The following is a 16,031-nucleotide window of genomic DNA, read 5'->3' as shown; positions in this document are numbered from 1 at the left end:
CATGCACGATATCTATCTATTTGATGTTCATATCGTAACAAATCAGTATGAACTGATAATGAACTGGACCATCGCACCTACAAGAGGTTGTTCAAAAGAACTATATACAAAAAAACCGAATCCTTAGATATAAGGATTCGGGTTGTCTTATTTCGTTATTGCATTTGATAATATAAGTTAAACTAATCATTTACACGATAACGGAGAAGACAGAAAAAACCTGAAAAAGCGAAGCGTTCGCCTTTATCCCCGGATTTTCACCTTCGGAGAAGGGATTCAAAAAATCTGGGGATAACAGCGATTGGAAGGTTATTCTGTCGTCGTAGTGTCAGTGTAAATAATCTTTAGTTCAACTTATAAAGTTTAGATTAATCCCGCTTTTGCCAGCAGCCTTTTCACAATCGCTGCCGACTGCGCACGACTAATGTCTGCATCGGACATCAGTTTGCCATCAGCACCTTGTACCAGCTCTTGTTTAATCGCGGATGCAACTGGCTCTGCTGCCCAAGCCTGTACTTTAGCGCTATCGCTGTATGTGCTAAGCAGACTTGTTGTCTCTGACGCGTCGGCCTGTGCCAGACCGACCAGTTTCATCGCACGTGACACAATAGTCAGCGCTTCAGCACGAGAAATTTCGCTATTCGGACGGAAGCTGTCGTCAGCATAACCTGAGATTAGGCCGTAGGACACAGCCGTCTGAACCTCATCCTCATACCAGCTGCCAGTCTTCACATCCGTGAATGATGCCTCTTCTGTACTGCGCGGGGAGTGCAGACCCAAACCTCTTAACAGAACAGCCGTAAACTCTGCCCGCGTAATACTCCGGTCTGGCGCAAACACGTTCTCACCAGTACCTTGTACGATCAGACGGGATGCCAGATCCTGTACGTCATCACGACTCCAGTGACTTGATACATCGCTGAATGTTGCCGGATGATAGATCAGAGCGTAAGTGCTGTTCGTCAAGCTGTTAATGATAGCAGAATCTTGCACGTTACCTTTGATAACCTTTGTCGGTACATGCAGAAGGCTGCCATCTGGCTGAAGCACAACTCCTGTCGTGATCTTTGAACCATCGACACCTTCCGGCAACGTAATAGTGCGCTCTACATAGGAGTTAAAACGATCCACATTAACTTGCTGCCCATTCCAGATCGCTTTTACTTCAAAATCAATCGGAGCTGCGATCACCGTTGTGTTCTCCAGCTTATCCGCTGCGGCCTGAATTGCTGTTTGCTTGGATGTAGCACTAGGCACAATAGCGATTTGGATTGTGATATCTTCCAATGGAACCGTGCTTCCGAATTGGTTCAGAATCTGATCTACCTGAATCTGGTTAGCTGGGAGTGTGTACGTACCGCTATCAGTCTGAATGACAACTTCGGCATTACTTCCTTCCATCGTTTTGACCAGCTTGCCGTTCAGTTCACCAACGACCGCACCCTTGCCAGTACCTGTAATAGGCAGCAGAAGCGTTCTAAGTCCACTTCCAATCTGATTGATGACTTTGTCATTATCCACATGAACCGTGGTGGTAACCTGATTGTTTACCGTTGATGTGCTAGCCGTAGCAGACTGTTCCTGTTTCTGACCGTTCACATAGATGTCTACACCTTTAGTTACCGCCGGAGTCGATGGAACTGGGGTAACCACGGGTGTAGTTGGCGATACACTTCCTCCTCCTCCACCTGAAGAGTTACCAGGATTCGGTGTAGGTGTCGAACCAGAATTGTCGCCACCTGAGTTTGCTGCTGTAATTGTGATTGTTCCACCAGACAACTGAGCACCACTATTGTGTTCTACATTTGTAAAATGCCAATGTTCTGAATCAGTTTGATCTACGGATAGCTGTTTCGTTCCAGGCGCCGCATTGCTTTTGGCTTTGACCTCAATATCAAATAATTGCTGTTCGTCTGAAATCAGACGTTCACCTGCATTGAAATCAACCCAGATGATCCGTACCCAGCCTTCTTCGTTATTAATTACGTACTGGAAGTCTCCTGTACCGGTTTCTTCTGGAGATGTGCTAATGGTGCTGACAGATTTAGGCGTGATACGGACAACTTCCAGGGCAGATGTATCATAATCAATCTGCATATTATAAGCGCTAACCTGAGAATAGGGCTGCTTTAATGTAACAGGGACATGAACCGTCTGCCCCGCCTGTACACTAACATTTGCAAATTGCACCTGTGATGGTTCTGCCGGCTCTGCCCCAGCTATACTCGGGAATACGAGAGACGAGAGTAGCGTCAGTGCGATGAGACCTGACATTGTTCTTCTGATTCTTGGACGTTTCTTTTTCGGTTGAAACATGTATTAGCCTCCATGTCTGTATCAATTGGTAGAATGTATGGTAACGATAGAAAAAATATTGTTATTCGTTATTTAAATTAAAAAATATGAATTAATCAGGGCGTTGTATTTTTTCTTTTCCAACAATGTATACTCGTCTAGGCTCCGTATTCGGGTGCGAAGTGGAATGAGCAGTCACTTCGAGCACAAGATAATGATCCTCGTCCTCAGATGTAACGGTATGCTGTTCTCGTGTCTCCCCTTCTATTGGAACCATATCTTCTCCTGAAGGGTCTGTTGCGCGGTACCACTGATAAGAAGGAGTATTAATATAATCAATATCATCACCATCAACATCCACTAAATAATAATCTGTGGCAATTGCGTTCTCCATGTAATCCTTCAATTGACCATTCAGCACATACGGCGCATCGTCCACTTGTTGAAAGGTCAACACATAGTCATTGTTTTTCGCGCCAAGCGTTTTATTGGCATATCCGTTTAACAACGCATTCATATCCCCCAAAGTGGGTTCCGCATTACGATCCACGTCCATTCGGTTCATCTCTACATAAGAATAACCGCGGCGACTGACCATATTACGAAGATAAGTCAAAAGTTCTGCTGCATCCGCAGAATTCACTTTTCCGTCTGCATTTACATCCCCTTTTTTACTAATGTTAAGTTCAAAGTTATCCGTAACCGTTTCCGGTACATCAGATACAGTATATTGAGCTTTCAATTCAATATTGATCTTGCCGCTCTTGTAAGCAATAACAACCAATGTATTTTCATTTTCTATCGTTTCTACATACACCCTAGCTATACTGTTATCACTTGAGTTGGCTGTGAGCATACTAAACTCATTAGATCGTAAATGGGTACTCAAATCAATTCTAACTCTATTGTTCGTTACCTCGATGGGTACACCGGACACAAAAGAAGGATCGTTTTGTTCCGATGAATAATTTAACCAATGGATGCCGTCGTTGAGCACAGGCCGTGAAATGTTAATCTCTGGACCAATTTCTCCCGCATTAGCTTGAGGAAGCGCTCCACCTATAGGCAACGCAATGCCCAAACCGAGTGCAGTCAACATGCTTTTTTTCAATATCGGCTTAAGCCGTTTTTTGTTTTGTTTCCCCTTCAATTCATGTTCCTCCTCGTATACATTTCAAATTTGAACAACTACATGCTCAGTATAACGAGTCATTCTGAACCGATTCTGAACAGGACTATGGAACTATTTCCAGTTGTGATTCGACAAAAAACGCCATGAAGTAAGCCTCCATAGCGTTTTGAACACAAATCATTTTCCAGTTCGGATCATATTCACCTAAAATTAAATTCCCTCAACAATCCGTTTGGCTCTAACCTTCACCTCACGGTAAAGTTCATCCTCATCAATCGTGAGCAGCTTTCTGCCTCTCATGAGGATCTGACCATTCACGATCGTGGTGTCCACGTCCGCCCCATTTACGCTGTAAGCCAGTAACGCTTCTACCTCATGTACCGGTTGAAGATGTGGTTTCGCCAGATCGATCAGGATCAGATCAGCTTTGCACCCCACCTCAAGCATCCCCACTTCATCCTGTAGACCAAGTAGACTAGCACTTCCACGTGTAGCCATGCTTAGTACATCCTTGGCTGGCAAGCGAGTGGGATCGCCATAATCCAGCTTTTGCAGCCAGGTAGCGGCTTTGATCTCTTCGAACATATCCACGGTTGTGGCACTTCCCGCTCCATCCGTTCCGATTCCCACGTTAATTCCCTGAGCCAACATCTCGGTAATTGGAGCAATTCCACACCCCAGCTTCAGATTGCTGACTGGGTTATGTGCTACACCGCCGCGCATGCCCTTCAATCTGCCGATGTCCCTGCGATTGAGGTGTACACCATGCGCAAGCAACACATGTGCCTGTTCGAGCATCCCCGCCTCTTCCAGATACTCTGTCGGTGTCATGCCATAGCGCTCACGAATCTTCACAACTTCTTCCTTCGTCTCAGCCAGATGAATATGTAGCGGGATATCCTCCTTGACAGCCAGAGCAATGACTTCACGTAGCGGCTCCATGGGACAAGTGTAGGGTGAGTGGGGTCCATACATGGTTGTAATCCGCCCATCGGCCGCTCCAGACCAACGTTGTACAAGATCAATCGCCTCCTGCAATCTGCGCCCCCCATCATCCTCCATGAATACCATCCCACGTGTAAGCGATGCCCGCATACCCGTTTGCTCAACCACTTCTACAATCTCATTCATATGAATGTACATATCCGCAAACGCAGTGGTACCCGAACGGATCATCTCGGCGATGGATAACTTGGCACCCCAATAGATGTCTTCCGGGTTCATCCGTGCTTCGGCAGGCAATATTTTGCGTTCGAGCCAGTCCATCAGCTTCAGATCATCCGAGAATCCCCGGAGCAGACTCATCGGTGTATGTTGGTGGGCATTAATCAGTCCTGGCATGGCAACCTTATTACGTCCATCGATAATCTCATCTTGGGGGTGAGGCACAATGTGATCAGCAATATGAGTAATGCGATCACCCTCAACACGAATATCCCCCGTAAAGGGGGCATCGGCATCTTTCATCGTTAGGATCGTAGCTTGCTGAATCAGTATACTCATTACATTCACGGCTCCTCTGAATTGGTTATGGTTCTTTCCATATCCGAGGGTAAGCCTTCACGTAACGGCAAGGTCAAGTCATTTTAATTTTTGGATCGTCATCTTTCTGAAATGTTGTATAAACGGTTTCGGGTCGATTTCGACCATATATGGATATACTCCTGTGCTTGTATGCAAATAGAAAAATCCACCTTCATCACCCATACGGCGAAATGACATGTCAAACACTTCCGTGATGTTGAACTCGCGGTATTTGGTCACGATTTTATCTGAATACAGAATCATGGAGCGGGCATTCATCTCAATCTCTTGGGCGAGACCCGTCACTTCTCTCTGCACTTTGTAATAAGGTAATACAGCAACGCAGTTCATGATCTCCCTCCATTCATGCCATGATTATTGTTCCATCATAGCAGATCGGAGGTTCTCAGCAAAAGAACATGAAACTAGGTGATCTTGGTCGTCACCTTTAGTGGCGTATGAAGTGCATCCTGAATGTCCTGCAAAGAGAGACACTGTTCAATATGAAACACACCATGAGGCAATTCTGTTTTATACACACGTTCTGCCACGGCTGCAGCTACGGCTGCTGTTGCATCTGCTTCCTTTGCGCCGACCAGTAGTTGTTCGACGCGGATTTGCTCACCATTTTCCCATCCTACGGCATCGACCTTGACTGCATAAATTGGCTCTCCCCCAGGAATAAGGCCAAATGCCTTAACCGTTCCATTCCGAATAGACGGGATACGCAGCAACGAAAACAACCCTGCACGTTTGGAGATTGCCATGGATCCTGTGATCCAGCGGGAGTCCAGACAGAGTCTGGTAGATACGGTTGGAATTCGTAACGTCCGAGCAACCACGTGCTGATCCGAAAAGTTAAATCGATAGGCCTTCCGGTTCCCCAGTTCCGCTCCAAAATCAATACATTTGCCATCTCCGAAACTTTGTACCTCAGCAGGTTTTCCCTTTTGCATCACTTGGTAGGTGGCATTCATCTGATCAACGGTCCACTCCACGGCAGCTTTTCCGTGCTTCTCTCCAAGTCCCAGCATTACGGTAATGTCTGCCTCCTCCACCTGATCCATATGCATGGTCGCTTCGCGCACAAGCAAATTAGTCACTCCGGGTGATAATCCAACGCTGAGGATCGCGGTCGATTTGGAACGTTGCATTTTGGTGTGCAGTTGTTCCACCTGGGCGAGGAAATCATATTTTGCAGAAATATCAATATAATCGATTCCGGCTTGTGCACAGGCTTCAACAAACCGGGTATCGCTCTGGTCCACACACATGATTACCAACTTCACAGGCCGTAACATTGAAGACTCCACAGGTTTTGTTACATCCAGTTGAAGTGGTAGCACCGCACCACCTGTAGACCTGCTGAATTCTTCCGCACGATTCATGCGTGTACCCGCAGCCCATACTTTACCCGGGAACAATTTCCCCAGTTGAGTACATATCATCTGCCCCACTTGACCATAACCGCCAACCACCCAGATCTGATCTTTCATAGGCTTCACGTTAGTTTCGAATTGCATAATACCCCTCCACCCAGAACGCCCCGAAGTAACGTGTAATATGTGAGAAACCGCATTCGGTCAGTAGCTGGGTCATCTCTTCAGAGGATATGGGATCGGATTCACGGCCCAGGGAAGCAGCAAAACGCCCCCACTCTTCAGGAAGGACGCCCACACTCAACATGTGATCCTTCCAAGCTCGCATCATGATTGGATGTGCAGGTGAACGAAGATCGGCATTTACAGCCGCAATGATCAGTGGTGCACCCGGTTTAAGTCTCGTTGCGAGGCTGGTCAGAAACGTTCTCTTGGCCTCCATCCCCTGAAGGAAATGTAACATGAGCATGCTTGTCGCCCCATCATATACAATATCCTCCGGCAATTCTTCAACCGTGACAGGTTGCAGCTTCACTCTGGAACCGATGCCTGCTTCCGCGACTCGTTTCTCAGCAAGTTGCAGCATGGGCTGTGATGGATCTACTCCAGTCAATGTCCAACCGGCATGACGTGATCCGAGCAGAGCAATCTCTTTTCCCCCTCCCGCTCCGGCAACAAGGATATGAATATCGTTGTTATTCGCAAAAGATGCTGAAAGCAGCCGTTCCATTAGATCATGCATATGAGAATAACCCGGAATTTTCAGGGCTATCGATTGTTCGTAACGATGAACATCTGCTGTTTCCCAGCTCATCGGTGATGGATTGTGATTCATGGACACCGCACTCCTCTTGAATTGAAGTTAGACTTGACTCGTTGTTCGTCTAATTTCATTATAGAAGGATACGGCGAGCCTACAATCCCAGAACATTGGGATATGCGCACAGAGAGAGGAGTAATCTTGTTGACATCACGTATTGATCGGAACCATAGACTTATCACTTCTCTTGAAAAAGGAACCTGGACCTCACGTACCTATCGGGAAGCTGTTCTCAAGCAGATCCATACGGTTGTACATTACGACGCATACTGTTTTACTACCGTTGATCCTCTGACTCTTCTCTCCACAGGAGCCGTGACAGAAGATGGCATTGAGGCCATTCATGATCGGTTATTCATCAATGAATACATGGAAGAAGATATACATAAATACGCTGAATTAATTCGCAGCGGTGAGCATACAGCTACACTTCACCCGTCCATGAACTTACAGCTTGAACAAAGCCCACGTTATCTCAACATTCTTCAGCCAGCGGGGTTCGGTGATGAACTGCGTGCTGTATTGGTCAGTGGAGACGCTTGCTGGGGATATCTGACCCTATATCGTAAGACAGAAAGTGCTGTCTTTACAGAGGGGGAGCGGTTGATGATTCAGTCCTGGACCGCTTCTATTGCATCGATGCTGCGGTCCACGAGCTTGACACTGATCGATGAGATCACGAGTGAAAGTCCCGAGGAACCCGGAATTTTGATCACCTCAGACACGTTCCAACTCTTATCCCTGAACGCCTCCGCTCAATATTGGCTGTCCCAATTGCGCATGCTGGAACATGTAGGGCCTGATGTGCTGCCCCGTCCGGTACGTGCAGTGAGTTCCCACTTGCAGCGCAAGAATCGGGCAGAACTGGTCGTGGGTACTCAGATCGCTCCCGACTCACCCTCCAAAGTTTGCATCCAACTTCCGGATGGGCGTTACCTCATACTTCATGCCAGTCTCATGCAACAGCTTACGGGACCGGATCAGATTGCTATCCGTTTGGAGCAGGCGATGCCACAGGATTTGCTGCCCTTGCTCGCAGAGAGCCATGGATTATCCAGTCGAGAGCGGGAACTTCTCGGATATGTGCTCCGCAGTTATTCGTCCAAGGAAATTGCTGCTGCGATGCATATTTCTGTCTACACCGTTCAGGATCATTTGAAATCCATTTTCGCCAAAACCAAGGTATCCTCCCGTCGCGAGCTCATCTGGTATTTCGTTTCCCGTTTCCAGCTATCGGATGAGCCTGCCATATAAATCCTGATGTAATTTTCCAGTAATCCACTTGACTATCAAATAATTAGAAAAAATCAAAAGATGCCAATACGATATCTTCGTAATGGCATCTTTTTCTATATGCTATTAATTAAGAAGCATAGCGGTAACACAGGGTAACTTCGTTGTTTGAACTTTTGTTATCTTGCACTCTGCTTAAAATGCAACGCGCAGTCCTGCGAAGCCGTTTTCCACAAAAAAATTCAGACCATATCATTTATGTGTTATTTGGATTTTGCTAGTAAATAAAGAAAATATGGAACACTAATGACTGTAATTACGATTCCTGTCGGCACATCTCCTACGAGGCTAACCGTGCGCGTAATCGTGTCAGCCAACACCACGACTAGTCCCCCGGCTAAGCTGGCAGCCGGAATGAGCAATTTGTGATCGGGACCGACCAGTTTTCTGGCCATATGCGGAGCGATCAATCCAACGAAAAAGAAGCTTCCTCCCACAGCTACACTGCCAGAGGATAAAGCAACAGCAGCGATTGACAACCCCAAGAACTGTCGCTTCACGGAAACACCAAGCCCCTGTGCTGTCTGATTGCCCAAATGGAGGGCATTCAGTATGCGAGCCTTGTAAAAAATATAGCCGAGTAAGATCAAGACCCATGGTGTCAGTATGGAAATATAACCCCAATCATCGCCCCATAGGCTCCCCGCCAGCCAATACAACATGAAGTTCATCTGCGAATCATCCAGCTTGAGTGTCAAGAAGGTTGTCAGCGCCCCGTACCCGCTTCCTAGCGCTACCCCGGTCAAGATCAAACCGATTGGTGAGATGTCTCGTCCGCGGCGATACGATAATAAGAAGATCAACCCCGCTGCCAATAGTCCGCCAACAAAAGCCAACAGAGGCAGAGCAATAAAGGAACTCTTGCCTGTGGATGCAATGAATACAACAAAGAACAGGACAAACAAACCCGATCCCGAACTAATTCCCAGAGTTCCCGGACTAGCCATGTCATTACGCAGCAAACTCTGCATCACGACCCCGGCCGCTCCCATTCCCAGACCTACCAAAATCGAAAGGACAATTCGAGGCAAACGAAAATCAAACACAATCAGATTTTGCTTATCGGTACCGTTTCCCACGAGAACGTTCAGCACTTCTAGCGGTGAAAGATTCATCTTGCCAGAATTCATGCTAATGATCGCAAACACAAGGATGAGCACCATAAGCACTACATTGATGATAATGCCTCGTTTCATCGTATAACGCCGCTTGATCATTCATATTCCCTCCTTTGTCTTCGAGCCAAGAAGAGAAAATACGGCACACCAATGATAGAAAATATAATGGCAATCGGTGTTTCGAACGGTTTATTGATCAAACGTCCAGCCAAATCGGCCGATACGGTCAGCAACGCACCATATAAAGCCGCTGCCGGAATAATGTATCGATAGTCGACACCTACCATATATCGCACAATATGCGGGGTAATCAGACCCACAAAACCAACCGGGCCAACCACAACAACAGCCAATCCAGTCAGCACAAGTACAATAATTGTCGACAAAATCTTGACCAGTCCGCTACGAATGCCGAGTCCACTTGCCACATCATCTCCCAAACTGAGCAATGTAACGGAAGGGGACAGCGCCAGTGCCAGCAGTATACCACCAACAAAGAGCGGTGAGATAATCAGCAATTCTCCCCATTTGACCCCCGCTGTACTACCTGCTGTCCAGAATGTCAATGCTCGGCCCAGGTTATAATTGATCGCCAAGTACTGACTGAGTGCGCCAAACAACATTGAAATAGACAGACCTGCCAGTACAAGTCGCTGAGGCGTCATTCCGCGATTGCCCAATGACGCGGTAAAGTAAGTCATACCGGTGGCGATCGCTGCTCCCAGACAAGCGAACATCATCATCTGCCAATACGAATAACCCGGCAGAAAGGCCAGGCATAGTGCAATTGCAAATGCTGCGCCAGAGCTAATCCCCATCAGCCCGGAGTCGGCCAGCGGATTACGCGTTGTCCCCTGCATGATAGCGCCACATACCGCAAGGCTGCACCCAACGATCAGATCAGCTACAGTACGCGGAAGACGCATGGTTTGAATAATTTGATGTTCAGTGAGCATTGGATCAAATCGGAAAATAGCCTCCCATACCGTTGCTAACCTCATATCAGCAGCACCAAACATAATTGATGCCGCCGACATGAGAACCGTTAATCCAAGCCCTACTACCATGTACATGGTGAAGTTCATCGCCCCACGGCGTTTTTGTTCAGGCTTGCTTTTCATCTCGTTTCCCTTTCATCACCTATTGACAATCCAAACGAATATGGATAGTAACGTCCATAAATTCGACTGGTCATGTTTGAAAATTTGGAGTGCTCAATTAAAATTTCGTTTTAACTCTTATTTAGCTAATGCCAGCAATTGACTAACAATATAATCAATCAATGCACTGGAAGTCATTACGTCGGTGGACCAAGATAGCGAAGAATCTACCTTTACGATCCGATCATGTTGCACAGCAGGTATGGCATTCCACACTGCATTATCAGAAGCAACGTTTCCATCTCCTAAGAAGATCATATAATCCCCAGAGTAAGCGGGTAATACTTCCATGGAGACATCGCCCCAATATTTATCTGCATCGATAATATCCGTTTGGACTTTTGAAGGTGCCTGCAATTGAAGTTCATCGTAAACAAGCTCGCCAACGGCATGCTTGGCTCCAGCTATGTAGTTACTTTTATCACTGAATTCTCCAACCGTAATCGTTACATCGGATAGGCCCGCATTCTGAAAGGCTAGCTTTGCTTCTTCGATTTTTCCGGAATAAGCATTCAAAACATCCTTAGCCTCTTCCTGTTTGTTCAAAACATCGCTAATAAATTGTATCCGCTCTTCTGTAGTCATATCACCATAGGGAACATAAATGGTCGGGGCAATTTTGGATAAATCATCATACGACTCATCGCTCCATGCCAAAATGATAAGATCAGGCTCAAGCGTCATGATATCTTCCGGCTCCATGGCTACTTTTATGGAGTCTGTAATCTGGTTAGCATAAACAGGCTCTGTCTCCCCCCGTGCAGCTCTAGCCACACCTAAAGGAGTTACACCTAGGGCTACGACATCACCAACCAAATAATCAACTACAACTCGCTGAGGGTTATTAGGTACCTCAACATCACCCTTAACTGTGGATATCGTTCTGGTCTGCGAGACTGCTTCTGAAGCTTTTGTCTCCGAACCTTCCTGTTGTGTCGCCTGCTGTGTCTGAGCAGGTGTTGTATTTGCCGTTCCCCCATTATTCGCTGGCGTCCCCGACGTACATGCCGTCAATAAGAGCATCATGCTTATCGCCGCCGCCAAAATCATTTCTTTACTTCTTAATGTTCCAAACATCATTGATTCCCCATCTCTATAAGTCTTGACTAGACTCGCTAGTTCCCTCTCATCGTAAGGGAGATGAGAATCATTATCAATACCATCAACCTGCATGGATAGTGCGTTTATTTTCCGATAATCACTTGGTGTCATCTTGTAATGCTTCTTAAACATGCGGAACAGGTTTTTCTCATCTGTGAAACCAGCTCCCGTTGCGATTTCTTTAACCGTCGCTTCTGTATGTTTCAAATCATGACAGGCTGCTTCAATCCTTCTCTGAATGAGATACTCCTGTAAGTTCATCCCTTCCCTTTTTTTGAACAACCGCGTCAATTGTCCACCACTGATCCCAAACATATCGGCAATTTGTTGGAACATAATCGGCTCCCTGTAATGTTTATCGAGATATACCTTGGCAGAACAGGCTGGATCTGGCTGGAGATACCGAATCTCACCACCCTCCAAATCCCTGTACACCTCATGAATCAATTGATATAAAAAACTTTTGGCCTGTAGCTGATCCATCGCCTTGCCACGTTTCCAGCCATTCATCATCCGTTGGAACCAATCGCGTAGCAAGATAGGATTACTTGGCGTATAACCAAACTGTTGAACAAATGGATTCACTTGCTCCAGTAATTGTTGCAGATGTTTCTTGAAAAAGAGAGGTGATTCTGCTCTGTAAAACACCATAAATGTCTTCACCATTTCCTCTTTAGGTGTAATACTGAGCAGGCTCCCCTTCCCGCCGTGAACTAAACCGAAGCGTTCCATTGCAAATGTGGTTTCATTCAGTTGGATTTGCGCTTCTCCCCCATATGCATAGATAAACATGCTACTAGGTATTTTATATTGCTCCAACGGGTATTGGGACGCTACATTCTGAAAGCGTACATCTATTAATGTAATGATCGAACGTGTCCAGATACTGGCCATCATATCAATCATCTCTGGTGTAAATCCCTGTCTTGCTTCTTCCTCTTGCATCTACCCGCACTCCTCGTTTCACTTTTTCCAATGTATACATCACTTAATAATTGATATTGATTATCAATATCACATTTGATCAGGTAAGTATATATCATTAAGTGATATTGGGGAACAGGCAGTGGACGTTATGCTTTCCATCCGCTTTCGTAAAAAACTAAAAAGGAACACCTGAGAGTATAAAAAGAAGCCTGATCCATATGGATCAGGCTTCTTCATTATGTTTTTTGTATTTAACAAGATTACGTAGTCACCATGTTTCTCTTGTCACCTGCGACCAAATTTATTAAGACTTTGCAGGTTTCCGAGAAGGTTTGGCGGAGCTGGATTTTTTATTCTTTTTCTTACTTACTTCCACAACCACAGGTTCCTGTGGGTGTTCCACCGGGTACATTTTACGGAACAATAATGTCTGTAGTACCAGGAACGAACCCCCAACGGTCCAGTAGAGCGGCATTGCTGCCGGAGCTGTAAGAGAAAAGAATGCCATCATCAATGGGGAGAGATATCCCATGATGGCGAACTGTTTTCGCTGCTCAGGCGCCATGTTGGCTTGTGATACCTTAGCTTGAATCAGATATATGACCGCAACCACCACAGCGAGTACGTAGTCCGGCGCTCCCAGTTTGAACCACAAGAACGAGTGGGAGGACAACTCCGGTGTAAGTCGGATGGCTGTGTAAATACCTGAAAGTATAGGCAACTGAATGAGCATCGGCAAGCAACCAATGTTCAACGGATTAAACTTATGTTTCTTGTATAGCTCCATCGTTTCCTGAGACAGCTTTTGCTTATCAGCAGGATCATTTTTGCCTTCATATTTTTTCTTGAGCGCATCCATCTCGGGTTTCATGACGTTCATGATGACTCGTGTTCCCTGCTGGGACTTGGCTTGACGCATCATCAAGGGCAACAATGCTAAACGAATGACCAGCGTAATCACGATAATCGCGACCCCGTAGCTTCCGTTAAATATCGTGGCAATATGCTGAATCAGATACGACAGTGGAAATACAATGTAGTGATTAAAAAATCCCGGTGTCGATGAAGTAATCTCCGACACGTTGTTGCTGCATCCGGCAAGCAGCATGACTGCAAACAAAATGGCAATCAGGCCATAGATCCGTCCCTTGCCCGAAGTAAAAGTGAATCCCTTGTTGGTCTTATGTTCCATATATATCCTCCTCGTTGATTTGTTGACCAATCGTTCAACGAGGAATGACAATCTGGTTCATCTTCATCGGGCGCTTCTCTTCGTCTAATCATGCGGCTCCAGTCTTCCTGTCTGTGCTGTCTGTCCAAACACAGGGCGGGAAGTACAGGTTCAAGTCCACCACCGGCGCCACCTTCCATCCAGTACTCTGTCATGCCACAATGAAGATGGGCAATATAGGCATAACTGACGGTGAAGATGAGTCCAATCGAGAATAAATATGGTAATAACTCCTGCAGTTCAAACAAGGGATTCACCCCCTTTATAGGTTAGTTTTTATATTATAACACTTACATATTGCTTTTGCATAAATCCGTACGTGAAAACAACTACTATTCAGCTATTCCGTTCTCAATTTGGACATTTCTAGCTCAGCTCGGTGTCTTGCCACGTTATAAGAAGGCCATGAACGATCTGATGCATCCACGTCCAGGTAGGCTTGACGTTCCAGCATTTCCCTCTTGAGATCCGGATACTCCTCCTGAGCAAACTCTCGAAGTAACGGAACTGCATCTGCCGACAGACTTGCCAGATAGGTTGCATCAATATTGCCAGTCTGATGATAACGTTCTATGTTCAGCTCGGCAATCCGTTTATCCATGCCCACATAGTTGACAGCAACATATGCAGTGAGCGCTAGCACAATATACCAGCGGATCAGCGGTATTGACGTGTAGCGTATACGAAGGCCAGCAATCAGCAACAGGAGTGCGAGGAAGATCATGAATGCGTGTACCAGGAAGCGGATGTACGTATATCCATATGCCTGCTCATACAGATTCAGGCGCATAAACGCGGAATACAACATAATTGCTGAACAACTGACCAGAATCAAGAGAAGTACCTGATGCACGATGGAACCCGTTTTGCCACTCGAACGGGTATACTGCAAAGCAACAATAAGAATAAAGAAGTTAATACCTGTGACGAGAATTAACTCTGCGAATCCACTTCTCGCATAATCTGCGTAAGACAGATCTACCGGAAGATGCCCCTCTCCTGCACCAAACAGATACGAAAACTGTACAAGTACAAACAAAACGTACACACAGTTAATGACAATCAACATCGTCCCCACAATGATGGGGTCCAATCTGAATGGTTCCCGCTGAACCGGAGTGCGTTCGGGCTCGGGTGTAATCTTATTGGTAACCTTACCTTCAGTGGCCGGGTCCACAGGAGAGAATATATAGGTGTGATCACGCTTATCAACCGTGGATGCTGCTCCATTTTTCCAATGTGCATTCGCTCTCTTCTCTGCCTCATATTGCATTGGCTGTACAAATCCCCATACATAACCGAACAGCAATACACCTGCGATGACAATCCAGATGATTCTTGGTATCCCTGGAGTAAAAGCCAATTGATTCAGCCACTCCGGAAAACCGGCTAAATACTGATCAAAGACCCCGTCAGCAGAGGACAGTAATGCAACGACTACAATGAGGATAGGCAAGGACGCCACAAGACCAATGAGTACTTTGAAAACAACTGTTTTCTGGGATTTGCCCATGCCACGCCCGCCTGCTCTCACAGCAATAGCAGCAACAGTCCCCCAATGACGTATGGCTTGAGGTAGCAAGTGGTCAATAGCCGTACCAATCAAGCCAATCTCCCACCACTGCTTCTGTTTTCTGCCCATCAGATACGTCATATGTAAGATAACTACGCCAGGTATGACCAGAAAATTAAGAACATACAGCAGTTCATTGTCGTATAACAGAAACGTTAGCGACAACAATAGCACTACAGCCGCTACAAAAGCATCAATGAACTTGAAAGACCTCATGCGATCCCTTGCAAACAGATACATGAACACATAAAAGAGAATTACAAAGATAGGATACGATACGCCAATCTCATTACCATAGAATAAATACTGGTGAATGATCGCCAACATCCATGCAGACAGTAGCGTGATTAGAGCGCGTTGCGGTGAAGCCATTATTTTATCAATCATGGGAAAAACCTCCATTAACCTTTCTATGCTATATTCTAGATGATAAAATAGGAATATAAATAGAAATTAAAATCGACAAAACTTCTTATTT

At 45.9% G+C, this 16,031-nt stretch carries 13 protein-coding genes; 1 reads left to right on the top strand and 12 read right to left on the bottom strand.

What is annotated here, in order from left to right; genetic code table 11:
• Positions 1-363: 363 nt before the first annotated feature.
• From MHI55_RS13850 to MHI55_RS13825, 6 genes are all read right to left on the bottom strand, one after another.
• Positions 364-2,316 carry an S-layer homology domain-containing protein gene (locus tag MHI55_RS13850; RefSeq protein ID WP_340390283.1) on the bottom strand — a complete coding sequence of 651 codons (1,953 nt, stop codon included), beginning with the start codon at positions 2,314-2,316 and terminating at the stop codon, positions 364-366.
• Between the two features lie 91 nt (positions 2,317-2,407).
• The gene (locus MHI55_RS13845; protein ID WP_076249537.1) at positions 2,408-3,445 is read right to left on the bottom strand and encodes a dockerin type I domain-containing protein; all 1,038 of its coding nucleotides are present in this window, start codon (positions 3,443-3,445) and stop codon (positions 2,408-2,410) included.
• Between the two features lie 192 nt (positions 3,446-3,637).
• Positions 3,638-4,930 (bottom strand): amidohydrolase, encoded by a 1,293-nt coding sequence (locus tag MHI55_RS13840; RefSeq protein WP_076249538.1) that lies wholly within the window; start codon positions 4,928-4,930, stop codon positions 3,638-3,640.
• A gap of 78 nt (positions 4,931-5,008) precedes the next feature.
• Positions 5,009-5,302, bottom strand: coding sequence for a hypothetical protein (locus MHI55_RS13835; protein ID WP_036608638.1), 294 nt, complete (start codon positions 5,300-5,302; stop codon positions 5,009-5,011).
• A 74-nt stretch (positions 5,303-5,376) separates the two neighbouring features.
• Positions 5,377-6,474: a saccharopine dehydrogenase NADP-binding domain-containing protein gene (locus tag MHI55_RS13830; RefSeq protein WP_076249539.1), complete on the bottom strand. Its 1,098-nt coding sequence runs from the start codon at positions 6,472-6,474 to the stop codon at positions 5,377-5,379.
• Complete coding sequence (locus MHI55_RS13825) at positions 6,458-7,165, bottom strand: class I SAM-dependent methyltransferase (RefSeq protein WP_076249540.1); 708 nt, start codon at positions 7,163-7,165, stop codon at positions 6,458-6,460. Before MHI55_RS13825 ends, MHI55_RS13830 begins: the two co-directional genes overlap by 17 nt.
• Before the next feature lie 129 nt (positions 7,166-7,294).
• Between MHI55_RS13825 and MHI55_RS13820 the strand changes: the two genes are divergently transcribed.
• The gene (locus MHI55_RS13820; protein ID WP_256719958.1) at positions 7,295-8,404 is read left to right on the top strand and encodes a LuxR family transcriptional regulator; all 1,110 of its coding nucleotides are present in this window, start codon (positions 7,295-7,297) and stop codon (positions 8,402-8,404) included.
• Positions 8,405-8,646: 242 nt separating this feature from the next.
• Here MHI55_RS13820 and MHI55_RS13815 read toward each other — a convergent pair whose 3' ends face one another.
• From MHI55_RS13815 to MHI55_RS13790, 6 genes are all read right to left on the bottom strand, one after another.
• Positions 8,647-9,660 carry an iron ABC transporter permease gene (locus MHI55_RS13815; protein WP_076249542.1) on the bottom strand — a complete coding sequence of 338 codons (1,014 nt, stop codon included), beginning with the start codon at positions 9,658-9,660 and terminating at the stop codon, positions 8,647-8,649.
• A complete protein-coding gene (locus MHI55_RS13810; RefSeq protein ID WP_076249543.1) occupies positions 9,657-10,682 on the bottom strand; it encodes an iron ABC transporter permease in 1,026 nt (341 codons plus the stop codon). The genes MHI55_RS13815 and MHI55_RS13810 overlap by 4 nt, the downstream gene beginning before the upstream one ends.
• Before the next feature lie 117 nt (positions 10,683-10,799).
• Positions 10,800-12,767 carry an AraC family transcriptional regulator gene (locus MHI55_RS13805; protein ID WP_076249544.1) on the bottom strand — a complete coding sequence of 656 codons (1,968 nt, stop codon included), beginning with the start codon at positions 12,765-12,767 and terminating at the stop codon, positions 10,800-10,802.
• 286 nt (positions 12,768-13,053) lie between these two features.
• Positions 13,054-13,941, bottom strand: a complete 888-nt coding sequence (gene yidC / locus MHI55_RS13800) for a membrane protein insertase YidC (RefSeq protein WP_076249545.1) — start codon at positions 13,939-13,941, stop codon at positions 13,054-13,056.
• Positions 13,878-14,228 carry a hypothetical protein gene (locus MHI55_RS13795; RefSeq protein WP_235193801.1) on the bottom strand — a complete coding sequence of 117 codons (351 nt, stop codon included), beginning with the start codon at positions 14,226-14,228 and terminating at the stop codon, positions 13,878-13,880. The genes yidC and MHI55_RS13795 overlap by 64 nt, the downstream gene beginning before the upstream one ends.
• A gap of 92 nt (positions 14,229-14,320) precedes the next feature.
• Positions 14,321-15,940 carry a DUF4173 domain-containing protein gene (locus MHI55_RS13790; RefSeq protein WP_076249546.1) on the bottom strand — a complete coding sequence of 540 codons (1,620 nt, stop codon included), beginning with the start codon at positions 15,938-15,940 and terminating at the stop codon, positions 14,321-14,323.
• Positions 15,941-16,031 lie beyond the last annotated feature (91 nt).

The sequence above is a fragment of the Paenibacillus sp. FSL E2-0151 genome (assembly GCF_037993015.1).
GTDB lineage: Bacteria > Bacillota > Bacilli > Paenibacillales > Paenibacillaceae > Paenibacillus > Paenibacillus amylolyticus.
This window is presented reverse-complemented; position numbering and strand designations above follow the sequence as displayed.

Excerpts from the sequence above, each read along its gene's own strand:
- MHI55_RS13850 (WP_340390283.1), bottom strand. The coding sequence starts at position 2,316 with ATGTTTCAACCGAAAAAGAAACGTCCAAGAATCAGAAGAACAATGTCA.
- MHI55_RS13840 (WP_076249538.1), bottom strand. The coding sequence starts at position 4,930 with ATGAGTATACTGATTCAGCAAGCTACGATCCTAACGATGAAAGATGCC.
- MHI55_RS13835 (WP_036608638.1), bottom strand. The coding sequence starts at position 5,302 with ATGAACTGCGTTGCTGTATTACCTTATTACAAAGTGCAGAGAGAAGTG.
- MHI55_RS13830 (WP_076249539.1), bottom strand. The coding sequence starts at position 6,474 with ATGCAATTCGAAACTAACGTGAAGCCTATGAAAGATCAGATCTGGGTG.
- MHI55_RS13825 (WP_076249540.1), bottom strand. The coding sequence starts at position 7,165 with ATGAATCACAATCCATCACCGATGAGCTGGGAAACAGCAGATGTTCAT.
- MHI55_RS13815 (WP_076249542.1), bottom strand. The coding sequence starts at position 9,660 with ATGATCAAGCGGCGTTATACGATGAAACGAGGCATTATCATCAATGTA.
- MHI55_RS13810 (WP_076249543.1), bottom strand. The coding sequence starts at position 10,682 with ATGAAAAGCAAGCCTGAACAAAAACGCCGTGGGGCGATGAACTTCACC.
- MHI55_RS13805 (WP_076249544.1), bottom strand. The coding sequence starts at position 12,767 with ATGCAAGAGGAAGAAGCAAGACAGGGATTTACACCAGAGATGATTGAT.
- yidC (WP_076249545.1), bottom strand. The coding sequence starts at position 13,941 with ATGGAACATAAGACCAACAAGGGATTCACTTTTACTTCGGGCAAGGGA.
- MHI55_RS13790 (WP_076249546.1), bottom strand. The coding sequence starts at position 15,940 with ATGATTGATAAAATAATGGCTTCACCGCAACGCGCTCTAATCACGCTA.